The organism is Alistipes sp. D31t1_170403_E11 (assembly GCF_015553985.1).
Classification (GTDB): Bacteria; Bacteroidota; Bacteroidia; order Bacteroidales; family Rikenellaceae; genus Alistipes; species Alistipes montrealensis.
The window spans coordinates 706,212-724,352 of sequence record NZ_JADNHQ010000001.1; the positions used below are offsets into that span (position 1 = coordinate 706,212).

The 18,141-nt window shown below is 58.0% G+C and carries 15 protein-coding genes; all 15 read right to left on the reverse strand.

Going from position 1 to position 18,141, the window contains the following annotated elements:
- Positions 1-175: 175 nt before the first annotated feature.
- The 15 genes from I2E69_RS02660 to I2E69_RS02730 all read right to left on the reverse strand — a co-directional run bounded on the left by I2E69_RS02660 (position 176) and on the right by I2E69_RS02730 (position 18,061).
- Positions 176-1,717: a BACON domain-containing protein gene (locus I2E69_RS02660; protein ID WP_195458594.1), complete on the reverse strand. Its 1,542-nt coding sequence runs from the start codon at positions 1,715-1,717 to the stop codon at positions 176-178.
- A gap of 35 nt (positions 1,718-1,752) precedes the next feature.
- Positions 1,753-3,195: a BT_3987 domain-containing protein gene (locus I2E69_RS02665; RefSeq protein WP_195458595.1), complete on the reverse strand. Its 1,443-nt coding sequence runs from the start codon at positions 3,193-3,195 to the stop codon at positions 1,753-1,755.
- Positions 3,196-3,224: 29 nt separating this feature from the next.
- A complete protein-coding gene (locus tag I2E69_RS02670) occupies positions 3,225-4,406 on the reverse strand; it encodes a DUF1735 and LamG domain-containing protein (protein WP_195458596.1) in 1,182 nt (393 codons plus the stop codon).
- 7 nt (positions 4,407-4,413) lie between these two features.
- A complete protein-coding gene (locus I2E69_RS02675) occupies positions 4,414-5,499 on the reverse strand; it encodes a glycoside hydrolase family 18 (RefSeq protein WP_195458597.1) in 1,086 nt (361 codons plus the stop codon).
- Positions 5,500-5,504: 5 nt separating this feature from the next.
- Positions 5,505-7,034, reverse strand: a complete 1,530-nt coding sequence (locus I2E69_RS02680) for a RagB/SusD family nutrient uptake outer membrane protein (protein WP_195458598.1) — start codon at positions 7,032-7,034, stop codon at positions 5,505-5,507.
- 12 nt (positions 7,035-7,046) lie between these two features.
- Positions 7,047-10,391 carry a SusC/RagA family TonB-linked outer membrane protein gene (locus tag I2E69_RS02685; RefSeq protein WP_410489092.1) on the reverse strand — a complete coding sequence of 1,115 codons (3,345 nt, stop codon included), beginning with the start codon at positions 10,389-10,391 and terminating at the stop codon, positions 7,047-7,049.
- Positions 10,392-10,560: 169 nt separating this feature from the next.
- Entirely contained in the window at positions 10,561-11,496 is a 936-nt protein-coding gene (locus tag I2E69_RS02690; protein WP_195458600.1) for a FecR family protein, read from the reverse strand.
- 94 nt (positions 11,497-11,590) lie between these two features.
- Complete coding sequence (locus I2E69_RS02695) at positions 11,591-12,163, reverse strand: RNA polymerase sigma-70 factor (protein ID WP_229095366.1); 573 nt, start codon at positions 12,161-12,163, stop codon at positions 11,591-11,593.
- A 261-nt stretch (positions 12,164-12,424) separates the two neighbouring features.
- Positions 12,425-13,510 carry an aspartate carbamoyltransferase gene (gene pyrB / locus I2E69_RS02700; protein ID WP_195458602.1) on the reverse strand — a complete coding sequence of 362 codons (1,086 nt, stop codon included), beginning with the start codon at positions 13,508-13,510 and terminating at the stop codon, positions 12,425-12,427.
- A 184-nt stretch (positions 13,511-13,694) separates the two neighbouring features.
- Positions 13,695-14,324 (reverse strand): orotate phosphoribosyltransferase, encoded by a 630-nt coding sequence (pyrE, locus tag I2E69_RS02705; protein ID WP_195458603.1) that lies wholly within the window; start codon positions 14,322-14,324, stop codon positions 13,695-13,697.
- Positions 14,325-14,333: 9 nt separating this feature from the next.
- Complete coding sequence (locus I2E69_RS02710) at positions 14,334-15,419, reverse strand: S41 family peptidase (protein WP_195458604.1); 1,086 nt, start codon at positions 15,417-15,419, stop codon at positions 14,334-14,336.
- Positions 15,420-15,680, reverse strand: coding sequence for a thioredoxin family protein (locus I2E69_RS02715; RefSeq protein WP_195458605.1), 261 nt, complete (start codon positions 15,678-15,680; stop codon positions 15,420-15,422). It lies immediately after the preceding gene.
- A gap of 28 nt (positions 15,681-15,708) precedes the next feature.
- Entirely contained in the window at positions 15,709-16,413 is a 705-nt protein-coding gene (gene pyrF, locus I2E69_RS02720; protein ID WP_195458606.1) for an orotidine-5'-phosphate decarboxylase, read from the reverse strand.
- A gap of 2 nt (positions 16,414-16,415) precedes the next feature.
- On the reverse strand, positions 16,416-17,327 hold the full coding sequence (locus I2E69_RS02725; RefSeq protein ID WP_195458607.1) for a dihydroorotate dehydrogenase: 912 nt from the start codon (positions 17,325-17,327) through the stop codon (positions 16,416-16,418).
- Positions 17,321-18,061 carry a dihydroorotate dehydrogenase electron transfer subunit gene (locus tag I2E69_RS02730; RefSeq protein WP_195458608.1) on the reverse strand — a complete coding sequence of 247 codons (741 nt, stop codon included), beginning with the start codon at positions 18,059-18,061 and terminating at the stop codon, positions 17,321-17,323. Before I2E69_RS02730 ends, I2E69_RS02725 begins: the two co-directional genes overlap by 7 nt.
- Positions 18,062-18,141: the final 80 nt, after the last annotated feature.

Below are 18,141 nucleotides of genomic sequence, written 5' to 3' on the forward strand. Positions count from 1 at the left end.
AAGCCTCTGGCGCGAAGATAATCAAGGTTTTGTGAACCTTTCGGCTATCATTGCGACGACGCTCCGGTCCCCCGCCCCGATCGGGACGATCGAAAAGTTCGCCACCCCTGAAAAAGACGTGCAGACCGATGTCCGAAAACAAGGGTCTGCACGCTGCGCGTTGTCAAAAAGACCGCTATTTATAAACGATCTGGGTGGTACTGTCCTTGGTAACCGTCACCTTACCCATCTGGGAGGTCGACATGGTCAGCGTCGTAAGTTCGGAGTTCTGCATCCGGCAGTCGAGCGTCTGAAGGTTCGGACAGCCCGAAACATCGAGTGTCGTCAGCTTATTACGCCAGAGATTAACCGTCGTAATGTTTTCGCCCGAAAGCACCAGCGACTGAGACCAGTAATAGGAATAGGGATAAGAGCCGCTCTTGGTGGTATAGTCATAGAGTTTTCCGTCGCTCCAAGCCGAAGACGATCCGAAATTGACAGTGGTTACATTCGGGCCGACATGCAGTGTTTCGAGCGCATTGGGCACACATTTGGAGAGGTCGGCGACCTTCGTCGTACTGATATCCAGCGCACGCAGGCGCCCGTACATACAATTCAGCGTCGTCAGGTTCGTAAACGCCTCGATACCTTCGGCCGACGCGATGCCGCCCTTGCTCCAAAGCGTAGTGTAGGTGTCGAGTGCAGTGGCGGCAGCACCTTCGGCCGTCAACAGATACCCGTCTCCCGAAACCATGATATACCCCAAGCCGAACAGGTATTCCCGGAAATTATCATCGGGGAACAGCAGCAGTTTGGCTTCGCCCTGTTGTATGACAAGCGTTTGGTTCAGAGCCGTGACGCCGGTCGCCAGCGACACCTGCGTCATGCGGAAATCGGCAGCAGCCGCAATGTCGAGCACGATCTCCTGCGACGACCACGCTTCGGGCTCCACGACTTCCGAAGCGAGCGTCACCCAACTGCGGGCATCCTCGGGAATGACCACCTCGAACGGGATGTTGCTCCACACCGTAACGCGCATCTGCCCGGCCGTAAGTTCACCCTTGTATTCCGTTTCGCCGTCGACGCGCAGCATGTCGGTCTGCGCCTGATGCACAGGCAATGAGCGCGGCTCAAGGCCCTCGCCGCTCAGAACGATCGAGCCCGAACGGGGATAATACGTATCGTTGGCTGCAACCCGGTAATATTTGTAAAAAGTCTGCATCGCCCGGGTTTCGGACGCACCCGTGAAAGGCGTAATCCATTCGGTTGCAACAGGATCGATCTCGGCAGTAAACCCTTCGACGTTCGACTCCATGCGCAGGCGGATCAGGCCGCCCTCGCTATCCAGATCGAAACGGTCTTCGGAACATTCGACGATCTTGTCGTTAGCCTGCGTCACGAGCAGGCGCGCCGTACTACCGCCGCAGATAAAGGTGAAGACCTCGCTGCGCGGTTCGGACGAAGGGTTCGCATCGGCGGTGAAAGTCACGGCGTCGCCGCTTTTCCCCTCAACGGCAGACGGGGTGCACCATGTCTTGCGGCCCGTCAGGCGCCACGCGCCGGAACTGGTTACCTCGACGACGTTCGTGCCGTCGGCCGGGTCGCCCCCAGGAAGAAATTCGAGCTTCCCGACGCCTATCTCCACCGAGGCCTGCGGCTGCGGGGATTCCTGCGTGTCGTCATCGTTGCAGGCACACAAAACGGTCGCCGAGAGCAATATCCAAAATAACTTTTTCATCTTTGTAGGATTCATTTCAGGTTAAACGCATCTTGTTACTTCCAGTCGGCATGCCAGCTTTTCCCCGAAAAGACAACCGTATCGTCGTAGAGTTTCGCGGCGACCGTTCCGAGGACATTGCGGTAGATAGATTCGTAGGAAGCCCCACCGTCGCCGTCGGCGGCACGCAGGTGGTAAATAACCTGCACACCGTAACCGTCCCTGCGTATCAGGTCCAGGTTCCAGAGGTTGGCGCCTTCGATCTCAATGGAACATGCGCCCCAACTGCGTTTATCCATACCGAGGATATTCTTGTATCCGTCCAGGTTCAAACTGCCGTACATGGCGTCGTAGGAATAGTCGACGAAATCGCCGGGCATCATGCCGTCAATCAGCATGTCGAAGCCGTTAAAACCTGCACCCGGCGCAACCGGACCAATGTAATAGAGCATACAAAGTTTGTCAGGCATCGCCTTCTTGGTTTCGTACAGCAGACGGGCATAAGGATAGGGACCGCGCTCGACGCATCCGGGACGCATGGGATACTTGTCGTAATCCGACCACTCGTCGTCGAAATCCACGCCGTCGAGCCCGTAAGCAGTGACGATCGACCGCAGTTCGGCGGCGAATTCCCGGGCGGCCTGGTCCGAAAGGTTGGACACGCCCGTGCCGTCGTGGTCACCGAGAATCGTCAGGCAAACCTTGATACCCTTGTCCTGCAACGGTTTGATATACTTGTCGCGGTGGTCCAGCAGATGCTGGATGTTCGGATTGATCTTCACACCGATACGCCCCGTCTCCTCGATGTAGCGGATGTTCGCCGCAAAGAGATTTACAATATCGAAAAGCGGCTTTCCGCCCTTGCGAACCGTCCATTCCCCGGTATTGAGGGGATTGTTGCTGTTGCACTCGACGTAGCAGATCGTCACGATGCCGGTCCCCTTGTCCGTCGAAGGCCGCTTGCCGAGCGCCTTGACAAAAAGCAGGTAATTTTTCGAATCGGCCGAAATCGTAACGCCTTCGGTCCGGGATTCGACGGCCAGCGGAAGGACATAAGTCTTACCTTCAGCGAGTATCTCTCCCGGCCGCAGCGTCACGGCCACGGGGTGCGACTGCCGATCGCCCGGGGCGATCAGCACAGCGCCCTGCTGCTCGACGGAAACGAGACTGGCCGGGAAGATTTCATATCCGGTCTTATTGGCTTCGTTATAAGCCTCCAGCAGGCTTTCATCCACTTTCAGGACGGCATCGACGGCCTGCGTCGCAGCTTTCGAAAGCGCGATGCGAAATTCGGGAGCCACGGCTTCCGTACGCAGTTCGATACTTTGGGCTCGCACCCCGGCGCAGTTTTCGATGCGGCAGTAAACGTCGTCGACGGTCGTCAGGCCGTTACCGTCGGCCTTCCCCACCTCGATATCGTCGTTGCAGGAAACAAGTACCCCGGCCAGCGCAAGCGCCGCGGCGTACAGCCCCGCACGCATATATTTCATTGGAATCATGTTCGTTTTCATTTTAATCCGTTAAAAACCTATTTGGGTTCGGGAAGCGTCACCGGCGTCCACTTGACCGGGCTTTTCGCCACACCGTCGTTGCCGTTGCCTGTATGGTCGGTGATGGTGAGGCCGTTGCCCTCGTTGAACTTCCAGTAAGCAACCAATCCCGGCGCATCGGGCTCCACTTCGTAGGGATTCTCGGCGATCTCCTCCGGGGTACGCACAACGTTCCAGATGCGGAATTCACTCATTTCACCGTCCAGCTCGCGGCCCGGTTCGTAGGAGAATCCGATGTAGAATTTCTGCTTCTGGAATCCGGCCGGTTTACCGAAGTTCGCAGGCTCGGTATAGTTCAGATTACCCTGCTCGCCGACCAGGGCTCCGTCGATATAGAGTTTCACCTCTTTGGCATTCATGTCGTAGGTCGCCGCAATATGTATCCACTTGTCGGTGGGCAGCAGGCAGGCGTCGTTCGAAATGTTACCATACGGCGTCACATATTGCAGTTGATTGGGTTTAAGCCCGTTATCACTGATACGCAGCAGGAAGTTACCTTCGATACCCATCACGGTCTGGATGCCGGGATCGAACTTGCGGACACGGATCAGCGCTTCGAGCGTGAACTGCTCCAGATCATTGCAGACCGCAGCCGAGGGTTTTTCATCCAGGAACGTCGGGATCGAAACATAGTTTTTCTTCTCCATGTCGGCGACCACGCTGATCGAGGGCACACCCTTGAAGACATAGTAATGCGTGCTCGCGCTTTGCAGCACGGAGATACCGTCGGCTGCGGCGATGGTAACCGGAAGCACATAAACCTTGTCGCGGTCGAGCAGGTTCAGGTTACGGAAAGAGACCGTTACCTCGGACGACTGCACCGTACCCTGGTTCAGCAGCGCCTTTCCGTCGAGAAGTTCGTAAAACTCCTCCCCCAGCGGTTCGGCGTTATCGTAATAAGCCGAATTGTAGGTGGCGGCCAACGAAGGATCGACACGGAATTCCAGGTTGACATCCTGCCCGGCAGGTTTGGGAACGGCCGCCCGGATGGTGCGCGTCGTTTCGCGGAAAGAGTTTTTCAGCGGCATGGTTTCGGTCTTCGAAGCCGCGTCGATATAGACTTTGTTGTCGAACGGGGCATTGCGCGTCACATCGTCGCCACAGCCCGTAAACGCCGCACCCGAGAGCAGCAGCGCCATGAGATATATTCGAAGTTTCATCGTTCGTCTATTTTTGGGGAGAGGGATTCATGATGTCGATCGCCTCCCGGGTGTATTTATAGATCAATGTCGTATTGTAGAAGTCGTCCTGGATGTTGTAGATACCCAGTCCGGCCTTGGTGAAACCCGCCTCGGGAGCCGTCACCCAGGCCGCGGCTTCGGTCAGGGCGCGGAGCGTGAGCTGTCCGTCCGCACCGGCGAAGCGCCCCGTGGTCGGGTCGTTCGGATCGGTCGAAACAGGGGCTACGGCCACGATGAACCGGTCGGCGGGAACACCTTCGCGAAGAGCCATCAGCACACTCTGGCTCAGCATGTAAGGCGTCGTCGCAGTCATCTTGCGCAGCACGATGTAGCGGCTGAGGTCCAGCAAGCTCTTGTCTATAAGCCATTGGGGATCGCCTTCGTAGACGAACAGTTTGTCGGCGTGCGCAGCAGCCCACGTCTTGAGCCGGGCGGTGAACAGCGCCTGCCGCGCCGTCTGCTTCACGCGCTCGGCCTCCTCCATGTAATGCGTATCGAGGGGCGTGTAGTGCACGGCTGCGCCGTCGTACCCGTACTTGTCCACCAGTTCCAGCGCGGCATCCGTATGTTCGGCAAGGAACGCCAGAAAACCATCCGCCGCAGGCTCTCCGTCGCCCTCCGTGGATGTAGGTTCGGGCTCAGGTTCGGGGTCCGGAGCCTGCGAAGCCTCCCAGAGCGCTTCGATCCGGTCGTAATCGAAGGTAAAGATCACCTTGGTCCCCTTTTCGCGCAGGGTCTTTATCTCCGCGAGCTCCCGTTCGCAAAGGCCGTCGGGATGCAGCAGCGATACGATGTCCACGCTGTCGGGAATGGCATCCATACGGTGGGCGCGGGTGACGGGGACCTTGACGCTGTTGTCGAACCACGCGTAGACGACCTTGTGATCCGAAGCCTTGTACGCATTCAGGTTTTCGAGGTAGCGGGCATAGAGCCCGGGGTTATCCCCGGAGATGTCGGGACGTTCGATGGAGAGCGATTCCGGCTCCGTCCAGTCGTCGCAGGCCGTCACGGCCGCAACGGCAAGAAGACAGAGCAAAGGGACCGTCAACTTATATTTCAGCATGTAGTTCATAGCGATTATTTGTTAGGTTTGCAATCCCACCACAAGCGGGTGGCCATGTTGTCGGGACCTCCGAGCAGTTTCAGCGCTTCGGCGTAATTCACAGCATTGTCGGTAAACTCGTTCTGCGGATAGGGCACACGGCCGGGCATGCCACCCTGCTCGATACCCATGCCCGACGCATCGGGCGACGGCAGCAGGCGGGGATACCCTGTCCGGCGATACTCGGCCCAGGCTTCGTTGCCCAGCGGGAAGCAGGCGATCCACTTCTGGGTGATGATGCGTTCGAGATTCTCCTCGTCGTCCGCTGCCGGATCCCAGGCAACGGTTATCGAGCTCTGCCGCGGCGCGCTGTAACGGCCCGTAGGATCGTCGTAGGCCGCAGGTATTGCGACGGCATTGCCCGCATAGACATCGGCGCCGGCAAGGCCGTACTGCCGAAACGAAAGTTCGATCCCCTGTTTGTAGAAATCTTCGGCTTCGCCGCCGACTTCCCAGCCGCGCAGGGCCGCTTCCGCCTTGAGGAAAGCGACTTCGGCAGCATTCATCCACAAAATAGGTGTAGCGTTCTCCACCACCATTCCCGAGTAGTCCGAACGGTTGCGGTCATCGTAACGCACTCCCGAACGAAGGCCGTTGTATCCCCCGTTGGCGGTTCCGGCCTTGGTGAAATAGGACTCGCGGCGCGGATCGGCATATCCGTTCATATACGACGTAAGGTCGGCCGAAATACGCGAATCGCGCCACGAAGTGACGGTCAGCGTATTGGGGTTCTTCGTCACCGGCATCAGCGCATTGTCGGCGTTATCCACCATCGTGTTCGGAGCGGCGGCTTCGGCCATTTCGCGGGCCTTTTTTTCATCGACGTAACTCAGCCGCAGAGCCATGCGGAGTTTGAGCGAATTGGCGAAGCGAATCCATTTCGAGATGTTGCCGCCGTAGACTTTGTCGGCTTTGGAATTGAAACTGCCGGTACGGTGCGCCATAAGGATGGCGATAGCCTTGTCGAGCTGTTCGAACAGCGTGTCGTAGACTTTTTCCTGTGAATCGTAGGGAGCCGTAAGCGAACCGTCGCGCCCCACCTGTGAGTAGGGAATCGGGCCGTAAATGTCGGTCACGCGGTGGATGGCCGCCGCACGGATCACCTCAGCAACCGCCAGGATCACGGGATCGTCGGTATTCGCCTGCAGTTTGACATAGTTCTTATAGATTTCGGGCAGGACCACCTTGAACGCCGGACGGGTCCAGTCGTCGGTCGGATTGTAGAGCGTGGTGCGGGTGTCCCACGAGCCGGAATCGGCCATGTAACCGCCGAACGGACAGCCCATCAGGTTCTCGATAAACTGGTATTGATGCTCTTCGAGCGGAATAACCCACCCCTGCATACCGGTCAGTGCCGCACTTACGATGTAGGCGTCGGCCCCCATCTGATCCTTGGTGGCGTCGTTGGGATCGGTGTTGATCTCCTCGTAGTTGGCCGTGCAGGCGGCAACACAGAGGACTCCCAGCGCCAGCAGCGTCTTGATAATTAATTTATTGCGTGTCATAGCTGTTACGGATTAAAATTTCAGTCGCACGTTGAAGCCGATGTTCCGGGTATTGGGCATCATGTAGTAGTCGATGCCCTGGTAGTAGTTGCCCGTAGTGGCTACCGACTCGGGATCGAAGGGCGCCTTGTTGTAGATCATCCAGAGGTTGCGGCCCACGAGCGAAACAGTGATATCACACACTTTAAGCCACTTGCGGGGGATCGTATAGCCGACCGAAGCCTCCGAGAGGCGCACGTTCGTAGCGCTGTAAGTGTAGTACTGCGGAACACCGGTATTGCCGCCGACCACCGAATACCAGTTATAGGCGGGAATCAGGTTGCCCTCTACCGAAACGCCTCCCGCATCGCGCGCCGCGGCCGAAGCCTCCGACACGCCGTAACGGTCCAGTTGGGCCTGCGTGGCCGAATAGACGATGCCTCCCAGGCGGGCCGACACCATGAATCCGAAATTGAGGTTTCCCCACGCGAAATCGTTGCGCCACGCCATATTGGCCTTGGGAAAGACGCTGCCGAGTTTGATGTCCCCGGCCTTGGAATTGGTCGCCACCTTACCGTCGGCATCTACATAGATATATCCGTCGGCATCGCGCTTGAGGTCGATGATCGAATAGAGGTCGCCGAGGCTGCCGCCCGGCTTGAGGATGAAACGCGCATCGCCCAGACCGCCGATATCGAGCCGGTCCTTGGTGATGACGGCTCCCGTCTCGGGATGGACATAACCGTCGACCAGTTCCAGAATGCGGTTGCGGTTGGAGGAGAGCGTATAGCCCGACCGCCAGGAGAATTTACCCCACGTATTCTTGTAGTCGAGTTTCAGTTCGACACCCTGGTTGCGGACGCTGCCCGTCTGCACGTAGAGCTTCGAGTAGCCGCTCGACACCGAGATTTCGGGGTTGAAGGTCTGGTTGAAAGTCTTGGTGTCGTAATAGCTCACGTCGAGCGAGAAATGCCGCAGGAAGCGCATCGTAAGGCCCACCTCCCACGAATTCGTCCGTTCGGGCTTGAGGTTGTACATCGGATAGAAGGTCTCCTGCTGCCATTGCTTGTTGGCATTATCCCACTGATAGGTGGGATTGGCCAGAAAACGCGCAAAGGGAAGACCCACCGAGGCGAACGAGCCGCGCAGTTTCAGGTAGGAGAGGTTTTTGGGCATGCCGGGGATTATCTCCGAGAGCACGACAGCAGCACCTACCGAAGGATAGAAGAAGGAGCTTTTGACCGATTGGGGTCCGGCCAGCTGCGAAGGCCAGTCGTTGCGGCCCGTAAGGGTCAGGTAATAAGCGCCCTTGAAACCGACTTCGACACTGGCGAAGACGGACTGCGTCTGTTCGTGCCAGCCGCTCTGGATACGCTTGGTTTCCGTATCATCGAGCTGGAAGATGTTAAAGACATTGGGAAGGCCGTCGGCGCGGATCGGTCCGCGGTTCTGGTTCGAAGTCTGGCGCATGTCCGAGAACGAAGCGCCGATGTTTGCCTGTAACGACCAGTCGTCGCCGAACGTTTTGTTGATGTTGAGCATCGCATCGCCGTAGGTCTGTTTGTCCTTGGTGATCGTAATGCCGTAAAGACCGTTCTGGGCGTCCTCGCTGTTCTCGGAGTTCACCAGGTTGGTCGTGGCATAGAGTTTTTCAGTGAAGTCGTTGTTCGAATTGTCGATCCTGATACGGCCCGCAACGCTCATCCAGTCGAAAATCCGGTAGGTCAGGCCCATGTTCATCATGTAACGGTCGCGGTTGTTTTCACGCAGGATGCGGTGGTTCACCCAGTAGGGGTTATCGACCGGATAGTCGAATTTCTCCATCAGGGGCCAGTACTGCGTATAGATATTGCGTTGGGGATCGAAACGCTCGAACATCCGGATATCGTCCCAGTCGTCGCCGCGCGGGAACAGGTAGGCGCCCACCAGCGGGTTCATATAGGTTCCCTGGTTGACCATATTGCGGTCCTTCTGCTTGATGAAACTGCCGCCCAGGTCGAGTGTCATCCGCTCGTCGAGAAACGACGTGGTATTGCGGAAGGTGAAGTTGTAACGCTCGTAATCGTTATTCGGCACGATGCCGCGCGAATTGACGGCTCCCGCCGAAACATAAGTCTGGTTCCGCTCCGTACCGGTCGAAAGCGACACGGTCTCGGTTCCGACCACGCCGCGCTGGAAATAGTCGTCGCGGGGCGAATAGCCCATGTAGTTCGATTCGTTCAGCCGGTGTCCCCAGCTCAACTGCGGAGCAGGCATTTCGGAACTGAGGTTGCCCGTACCGTAACGGGTCTGGAAACGAGGAAGCACGAACGGTGCGAGCAGTTCCGTGTTGCTCGTTACGGTCACGGTCGTACGGCCCGCCTGCCCGGTCTTGGTCGTGACGACGATGGCGCCGTTCGAAGCGTGGCTACCGTAGAGCGCGGCAGCAGCCGCACCCGTCAGAACCGAGATGGATTCGATATCTTCGGGATTGATGTCGGCAATGGGCTCCGACGTACCGTACGAGTCGTATCCCGTACCGCCTTCGCCGCCGAGGTTATACATCGGGATGCCGTCGATAACGTACAATGCGTTCGACGACTGGTCGATACCCTTCGTACCGCGCATGATGACCTTCGAGGCGCCGCCCACGCCCGACGAAGAGGCGTTGATGTTCACGCCGGCGATCTTGCCGCTGAGCGAATTGACGAAGTTGACATCTTTCACGGCCACGACATCCTCGCCGTCCATTTTCTGAACATTGTACGAAAGAGCCTTTTCCGAGCGCTTGATACCCAGCGCAGTCACCACCACGGCATCCACGTCCACGGCAGACTCCCGGAGGGTGATCCGGAAATCGGTGCGGCTGCCGACGACGACATCCACCGGCTCATAGCCCAGGTAGTTAACCGCAAGCACGGCCTCCGCGGCGGGGGGGGGTATTTGGAGCGAGAAAGCGCCGTTCACGTCGGTGCTCGCGCCGATCGCAGTACCTTTGACGACCACGGCTACGCCGACCATCCCCTGTCCCGCGGCATCGACGACAACGCCGCTCACGGTAACTGCCTTTGCAGGTTCGCCGACGGCCCTGCGGGAGAGGACGATCGAAGTCTTTTCTACCGCATAGGCGATATCGGTGGACCGGAACAGGCTCTCCAGCACGCCTTTCAACGGCATGGCCTCGACATCGAGCGAGATTTTGCGCGTGACGTCGACGCTCTTGTCATACACGAAAAGATAGGTGGTTTGTTTCTCGATTGCATTGAGCACCTGTTCCAGGGGAACGTCCGCCACCCGGAGCGTCACCGGCACGGACTGGGCACGCGTCGGCACGGCAAAAAGGCAGCACACCAGCGTCAAAACAGGCAAGAGCAGACGCGCCCTCGCTTGATCTTTCATTTTCATAGGTTCACATATTTAGGTTTGGGATTGTCTTCCCGGCAGGAAGACATCCGGATCGGTCTGCCTCCGGAAGGGCATCCGCCAAATAGACGGAAGAATTCAGTTCAGGCATGGAATGGTTTCGATCACATAGGCTTTTTCTTTTTTACGGAGTTGGCGGAATTATTCAGCGGATATACAGTATATCTTTCGTCTCGTTGCGCGTATAGGTGAATTCGGCGCTCTGCTGCAACACCCACAAGGCATGGTCGATGCCTTCGGCAATGCGAATCTTTCCCGTGAACAGATCGTCGGTCACGACATCACGCTGCACCACGATCTTCACGCCGTAATACTTCTCGAACTCGCCGAGCAATTCCCTGAACGAAGCGTCGCGGAATGCGATCAGGCCCTCGCGCCACTGGAACTGCTCATGGTCGGGAATACGCTCCACGACCAGACGGCCGTCGGACCTCAAAGCCCGGTGCTCGGGCTGCAGCACCACCTGGTTCCGGGAAGCTGTTCTGTCGGTAATGCGCACACAGCCCTCAACCAGCGATGCAACGAACCGGTCCGTCTCGGGATGCGCCTCGACATCGAACTTCGTGCCCAGCACCTCCACGTCACAGGCATAGGTCTCGACAACGAAGGGATGCCTTTCATCGTGCGAGACATCGAAGAACGCTTCGCCCCTGAGCTGCACCTTACGCCGCCCGCCTATAAAGGAGGAGGGATAGCGCAGTTCCGAAAGCGCATTCATGCAGACCTTCGTACCGTCGGGAAGCGTCACGTCGACATGCTGCCCGGCAGGGACGGCAATCGTATTGTACGACTGCGCAAGCCTGTCGTGCAGGCTGGAAAAATAAGCTCCGCCCACCCCCGCAGCCACGATAAGCACGGCGGCATATTTGACAGTTTCACGCACCCAGCGGGGAACCGGGAATATTTTGGCTTTCGGACTCCGTCCGGGCTTGGCGTGCATCAGCACCGCATCGAACAGACGGCGTTCGGCAAGCAACTGCTTTTGATGCGCGGGATCTTCGTCGAGCCAGTCGAGGACGATTTTTTCCTCCGCAACCGAAGCCCGACCACTAAAAAAACGATACAATAATTCTCTTTCCATGACATACTAATAACACGCCTCCGGCGAATATCCCTGAAAAAAATCGCACTTTTTCAGGCGGCATCCGCGGAAGGAGAAACCAGACAATCCGTAATCAGTTGATATAAAACCAGAAAATAAAAAAAGCGAGGTAGTCTTTCAGAGCGACGCGCAGCAGCTTCATCGCTTTCGAGACCTCGAATTCAACACTCTTGACCGTCGTGCCCATCTCGGCGGCGATCTCCTTGTAACTTTGTCCGCGGAAGCGGCTGCGGACGAAGATTTCACGGGTACGTTCGGGCAGGGCATCGAGCGTCCGGTCGACCAGCCGGCGGGCCTCCTCGCTGAAAAGCTCTTCGGGATCGCAGGCCTGCAGGGTCGCAATGCGCGTGCGGAGCATCCGCGCACCGTGGGAATGGATGTTTTCCGCCGCACGGGTACGAACATCCTGCGCACGCAGGTGGTTCAGGCATTTGTTCTTGATAATAGTGAGCGCATAAGGCGGGAACGAGCCGACCGAAAGCATATCGCGCCGGCCCCAAGCCGCAACGAAACTCTCCATGACAATGTCCTCAGCGACGACAGGATCGGCGATATAGCTTACGGCGAAACGGATGAATCGCTGCTGGTACTCCCCGAAAAGGCGGTTGAAAGCCGCGAGATCCAAAGCCGCGTCGGATTGAAACATCTCCAAACTCATCGTCGTTCTACTTCTTTCTCAAAAACAAATATATAATAAAACGGCTACGAAACCCCGGAAAAGGACAAAAAAAGATGCACTGCACCGGACCCGAACTGCGAATCCGGATGCAGCGCCGCGATTAAATTTATTGCCCAAAGCTCCGGCCATTATTTATATAACACTTCACCGCACCGCATCCCTGATAAAAAACAAAAAACGGACCGCATTTCCTGCGGTCCGTATCTGACAAATACGGATCTCCGTCGTCTACCTGGCTTTCGCTTCGCAGTAGGCGCAGCGGCAGGTTCCGTCCGCCTGGCGGTGGAAAAGCCGGTCCACATCCTCCGAAGCGGAGATGCAACGGCGGTTGGGGCATTCGTATTCGTTGACGACATACTGTTCGCCGAAGACCGGGGTATGCTCGAAGGGTTTGTTCTCGTCGGCCCAGCGCAGCAGCGTGTAGATCAGCGCCATCCGGACGAACTTACCGTTCTCGACCTGGCGGAAATAAGCGGCACGGGGGTCGTTGTCCACGGCGCGCGTGATTTCGTTGACGCGCGGCAGCGGATGGAGGATGATCATATCCTCTTTGGCAGTCGTCAGTTTCTCGGGATCGAGCACGAAGCTGTTTTTCACGCGGTCAAACTCCTCCTCGTCGAGGAAGCGCTCCTTCTGGACACGCGTCATGTAGAGAATATCCAGCTCGGGCATCACCTCCTCCATCGTCTCGACCTCGCGGAACTCCAGTTTCGAGTTCTCGGCCATCTCGGTGAGCATGTAGTCCGGCAGGCGCAGCTCCTGGGGAGCGATCAGGATCACCTTGATATTCGAATAACGCGACAGCGCCTTGATCAGCGAATGGACTGTGCGGCCGAATTTCAGGTCGCCGCAGAACCCGATCGTCATGTTGTCGAAGCGGCCTTTTTCGCGCTTGATCGTCAGCAGGTCCGTAAGGGTCTGCGTCGGATGGGCATGGCTGCCGTCACCGGCGTTGATAACCGGAATGCCCGCATACTGCGAAGCTACGAGCGGCGCGCCCTCCTTGAAGTGGCGCATGGCGATGATGTCGGCGAAGCAACGGATCACACGTACCGTGTCGGCCACCGTCTCGCCCTTGGACACCGACGAAGAGTTGGCGTCGGAGAAGCCGATGACCTGTCCCCCGAGTTCGAGCATCGCCGAGGTAAAACTCAGGCGCGTACGGGTCGAAGGTTCGTAAAAGAGCGTAGCCAGCTTCTTGCCCTTGCACGCCTCGCTGTATTTGGCGCGGTTGGCGATGATGTCCTCCGCCAGGGCTACGATCTGCTCGGTTTCCTGTACCGTAAGGTCGGTGGGATCAATTAAGTGTCGCATAGGTTTTCATTCTAAAGTTTCGGGTTTTCACCTAATTCTGCTTTCAGGGTCTCGGAGTTTGTCGTCAGCGTGCGGCAGATTCCGCAGATCGAGAAGCGGGATGCGGACGGGATATACAAGGCGTATCTCCCGTTCGCGGCACGCAAAGGATCTACGGAAGATGCCGTGCGATCACGGCAAACGATTATTCCATCCAGCTTTCGTCCGACGGATTATTGCGGAATGCAATCAACCGGGCCTTGTCCTCGGGCTTGATATACCCCTCCTCGGCGGCCACTTCCACGAGCGCGTCGAGGTTCGAAAGGCTGTAATTGATCACATTCGCCTCCTTCATGCGGTCGAGACCTTTTTTCATACCGTAGGTGAAGATCGACGCCACACCGAGCACCTCGGCTCCGGCTTCGCGCAGGGCGTTGACCACCTCGATACACGAACCTCCTGTCGAAATGAGGTCCTCGATCACCACGACCTTCTGGCCCTTTTCGAGTTTACCCTCGATCTGGTTGCCGCGGCCGTGGTCCTTCGAACCCGAACGCACATAGCCCATCGGCATGTCGAGGATGGTGGCCGTGATGGCTGCATGGGCGATTCCGGCGGTCGAAGTTCCCATCAGCACCTCGGCTTCGGGGAATTTCGTGCGGACGATTTCGGCAAGGCCCGCCTCGACATGTTTACGTACCACAGGAGCCGTAAGTGTCAGGCGGTTGTCGCAGTAGATCGGGCTTTTGATGCCGCTCGCCCAGGTGAAAGGCTGTTCAGGGCGCAGGAATACCGCACCGATCGACAGCAGGTCTTTTGCAATAGACTTCTCCATATTATTTTTTCAGTTTTTGGTTTTCAAATCTTCGGCCACCCAACGTACCCATTCGTCGACGTTGTCGGTCAGCGTTTCGGGCAGCGGCAGCATAATCCGCACATCGGGAGCGATGCCCGCGGAGTCGATCCCGCGGCCTTCCGAAACCCGGCAGGAACGAGTCGTGGGGAGCATCATCCAGCGCGTCGTGTCCTGCGGGAAATAAAGAATCTCGCAGTTCGAGTAATCGAGGCATCCCAGCGTGTTGTCCTGCCCGTAAACAGTCGTCCGGCTGCTGCCGGCCCGGACTTCAAGCACCAACTGCTCACCTGACGAGCCGACCGAACCGTCGATCAGCAGCGCCGCCCGGCGGGGCCGCGGCGACACGGAATCGTAACGAATCCGGTAGGTCTTCGCCCCGCCCGTCAGAAACTCCCCGGCCGGAGTCCGCTTCATCCGTGCGATCTTCGCACGTCCCCGCTCCGTATCCCCGGCGAACTCCCTCACATGGGCGATGGCCAGATCCGAAACGCGGTATTCCATGGCATCCTCCACTCCTTCGTGGTCGTAGAGCAGTTTGAGCAACGGTTCATAGGCACTGTCGCTCCCGCCGCCGTTGCCGCGAATGTCGAGGACCAGATTCTCACAGCCCGAAGCCAGATAAGCCTCGACCGCCGCCTGCACACCGACTATTTCAGCGTCGGTCAGATCACACGACGGAAAACGGATCAGATACGTGTCGGCATCCACCCGGCAGTGGATGAACTGCGGGGCATAACACTTCATCCGCCCGGCGTAATCCGGATTGCGGCGGATCGATTTGGGGCGATAGGTCCGCACGCCGGCTGTTCCGAGGTGCGAATCGTCGAACCAGCCGAGGTATTCGGCAATGGCGTCATACGTGTCGCGCCCCGAAGCGATCCCGCGTTGCAGCCGCTCTTTCAGCGCCCCGTATTCCGCCCTGCGGCCTGCGGTCTTGTCCGGATAACCTGCATAGGCACGCTCCACGACATCGACAGCGTAGTCGAAATCCCCCGCAGCCGGAGTTTGCGCCCCGGCAGACAGCAGGCCGACGAGGGCCGCGACAAACGACAGAACACGCAGCAAGGGCTTCATCTACTCCAGTGCCGAGCGTAAAATCTTCTCCACCTCCTCGGGATAGATGCCGCCCTCATGAACCTTCACGCCGTCCACATAGAACGTGGGCACATAATAGTAGTCGAACGTATCGGCCACGTCGGGCTGCTCCGACTCCTCGATCATCTCGATATTGACGGCTGCCAGTTCCGGATGGGCGGTTTTGGCCTCCTCGATGTAGCGCAGCGCCTTCTTGCAGAAGGGGCACGATTGCAGGTAGAAAAGTTTTACCGGTTTCATATCTTCCTTGTTTTAAAAGGTTTGTCCGTTATCCGACGAACTCGGCGACGCACCGGCGGTAGGCCGCCACAGGGTCCCCGGCAGCCGTGATCGGGCGGCCCACGACGATGAAGTCGGAACCGATCTCACGGGCGCGGGCGGGCGTCGTGACGCGCACCTGGTCCGCTACGTCCCCATCTGCAAAACGCACGCCGGGAGTGATCGTGAAGAACTCTTTTCCACACGCCTCGTGCACCATGCCGGCTTCGAGCGGCGAGCAGACTACGCCGTCCAGCCCTGCGGCCTTGGTGTTCTGCGCATATTTCACGATCGTGTCGTTGATCGAAGCGTCGATCAGCAGTTCGCTGCGCATGCGCTCCTCGCTCGTCGAGGTAAGTTGCGTCACGGCGATCAGCAGGGGCCGCGTGCCGTCCTCGCGCGTAAGGCCTTCGAGCGCGGCTTTCATCATCTCGATCGTTCCGGCAGCATGGACGTTGCACATGTCCACATCCAGCCGCGACAGCACGGACATCGCTTTCTTCACCGTGTTGGGAATGTCGTGGAGCTTCAGGTCGAGGAAAATCTTATGTTCCCGGCGCTTGATCTCGCGCACGATCGAAGGTCCTTCGGCGTAGAAGAGTTCCATGCCGATTTTCAGAAAAGGTTTACGCTCCTCGTCCTTGAAAAGATCGAGAAACCGGAAAGTATCTTCCGCCGACTTGAAGTCGCAGGCTATAATTACGTCGCGTTGCATGTTTATTCGATTATTCCGATTATGTCACTCAGTTTTTCGATGCCCAGTTTCCGCATTTCGCCGGGCAGGGCCTCGACGATCTCCTTCGAGGCATAGGGGTTTACCAGGTTTGCAGCCCCGACCTGCACGGCCGTAGCACCGGCCATCATCATTTCGATCACGTCGCGGGCTGTCGTCACGCCGCCGCACCCCATGACCGGAATCCGGCAGGCCTTGGCGACCTGATAGACCATTCGCAGGGCGACGGGGAAGACCGCAGTGCCCGAAAATCCGCCCATCGTGTTGGCGACGACCGGACGGCGGCGGGCAACGTCGATGCGCATGCCCAGCAGCGTATTGATCAGGCAGATGCCGTCGGCTCCGGCCTCTTCGCACGCCCGGGCGATCGACACGATGTCCGTAACGTTGGGCGAGAGCTTGATGAAGACGGGTTTGGTCGTCACCGCCTTGACGGCCCTCGTCACTTCGGCCGCGGCGTCGGGACAGGTCCCGAACGACATGCCGCCGTGCCGCACGTTGGGACACGAGACGTTGACTTCGATGATGCCCACCTGCTCCTGCTTGTCGATCCGCTCGCAGCAATAGGCATACTCTTCGACCGAGAAACCCGAAATATTGGCAATGACGGGTTTTCGGAAAAAAGTCTTCAGCCGCGGCAGCTCCTCGCGGATGACGGCGTCGATACCGGGATTTTGCAGACCCACGGCATTGATCATGCCCGCACCGCACTCGGCGATGCGCGGCGTAGGATTGCCGAAGCGCGCGTCGCGCGTCGTACCCTTGAACGAGAACGACCCGAGGACGTTGATGTCGTAAAATTCGCGGAACTCGTTGCCGTAGCCGAAGGTTCCGCTGGCCGGCACGACCGGATTATCCAGTCTGAGGCCGCACAGTTCGACCGATGTGTCTACCATATGATCTCTCCTTTCTCCAGAACAGGCCCCTCCTTGCAGATGCGTTTGTAGCCGTATTTGGTTTTACACGAACAGCCCATGCAGGCGCCGAATCCGCACCCCATGCGCTCCTCGAACGACAATTGACCGTCCTGCTCCGTCGCGTTGTAAAGCGCATGGAGCATCGGCAGCGGCCCGCAGGCATAGAAATAGTCGAAGTCGAGTTCCTTTTCGGCAATAGCCGTGGTGACGAAACCTTCGACGCCCTGCGAACCATCGACCGTAGCGACGGTGACTTCACAGCCCAACGAGCGGAACTCCTCTTCGTAGAAGACCTCCGAGGCCGTATTGAACCCCAGCACCACCTGCACGGGTTTACCCGCGGCGAGCAGCACCTTGGCCAGGTTGTAGAGCGGCGGCACGCCCACGCCGCCCCCGACCAACAGAGGCCGCCGGGCGTCGTTGCCGGTCGAAAATCCGTTACCCAGGCCCGTCAGCAGGTCGAGCTGCATGCCCGGAGCCATGCGGCTCATCTGTTCGGTTCCACCGCCTACGACCTTGTAGATCAGCGTGATCGAACTGTCATCGTAATCGCAGACTGAAATAGGGCGGCGCAAGTACTTGCCTTCCAATGCAATATTGACGAACTGCCCCGGCGCAGCGATCCATTGAGTATCGCCCGCCAGGGTCATCCGCCAGACCGCGTCGGTCAGCGGCTCGTTCGTGAGAATTTTGTAAGTATCCTTTTTATACATAATTTTCATCGACACTTTTGATCCGGCAAAAGTGCCAAAACCATCCGCATGTCGGTCTCCGCGGGGTCGACGTCGGAATT

Coding starts and splice junctions, on each gene's coding strand:
- I2E69_RS02690 (WP_195458600.1), bottom strand. CDS start 11,496: ATGGAAAGAGAATTATTGTATCGTTTTTTTAGTGGTCGGGCTTCGGTT.
- I2E69_RS02715 (WP_195458605.1), bottom strand. CDS start 15,680: ATGAAACCGGTAAAACTTTTCTACCTGCAATCGTGCCCCTTCTGCAAG.
- I2E69_RS02725 (WP_195458607.1), bottom strand. CDS start 17,327: ATGGTAGACACATCGGTCGAACTGTGCGGCCTCAGACTGGATAATCCG.
- I2E69_RS02670 (WP_195458596.1), bottom strand. CDS start 4,406: ATGAAACTTCGAATATATCTCATGGCGCTGCTGCTCTCGGGTGCGGCG.
- I2E69_RS02665 (WP_195458595.1), bottom strand. CDS start 3,195: ATGATTCCAATGAAATATATGCGTGCGGGGCTGTACGCCGCGGCGCTT.
- pyrF (WP_195458606.1), bottom strand. CDS start 16,413: ATGCAACGCGACGTAATTATAGCCTGCGACTTCAAGTCGGCGGAAGAT.
- I2E69_RS02660 (WP_195458594.1), bottom strand. CDS start 1,717: ATGAAAAAGTTATTTTGGATATTGCTCTCGGCGACCGTTTTGTGTGCC.
- I2E69_RS02695 (WP_229095366.1), bottom strand. CDS start 12,163: ATGTTTCAATCCGACGCGGCTTTGGATCTCGCGGCTTTCAACCGCCTT.
- I2E69_RS02710 (WP_195458604.1), bottom strand. CDS start 15,419: ATGAAGCCCTTGCTGCGTGTTCTGTCGTTTGTCGCGGCCCTCGTCGGC.
- I2E69_RS02730 (WP_195458608.1), bottom strand. CDS start 18,061: ATGTATAAAAAGGATACTTACAAAATTCTCACGAACGAGCCGCTGACC.
- pyrE (WP_195458603.1), bottom strand. CDS start 14,324: ATGGAGAAGTCTATTGCAAAAGACCTGCTGTCGATCGGTGCGGTATTC.
- pyrB (WP_195458602.1), bottom strand. CDS start 13,510: ATGCGACACTTAATTGATCCCACCGACCTTACGGTACAGGAAACCGAG.
- I2E69_RS02680 (WP_195458598.1), bottom strand. CDS start 7,034: ATGACACGCAATAAATTAATTATCAAGACGCTGCTGGCGCTGGGAGTC.
- I2E69_RS02675 (WP_195458597.1), bottom strand. CDS start 5,499: ATGAACTACATGCTGAAATATAAGTTGACGGTCCCTTTGCTCTGTCTT.
- I2E69_RS02685 (WP_410489092.1), bottom strand. CDS start 10,391: ATGAAAGATCAAGCGAGGGCGCGTCTGCTCTTGCCTGTTTTGACGCTG.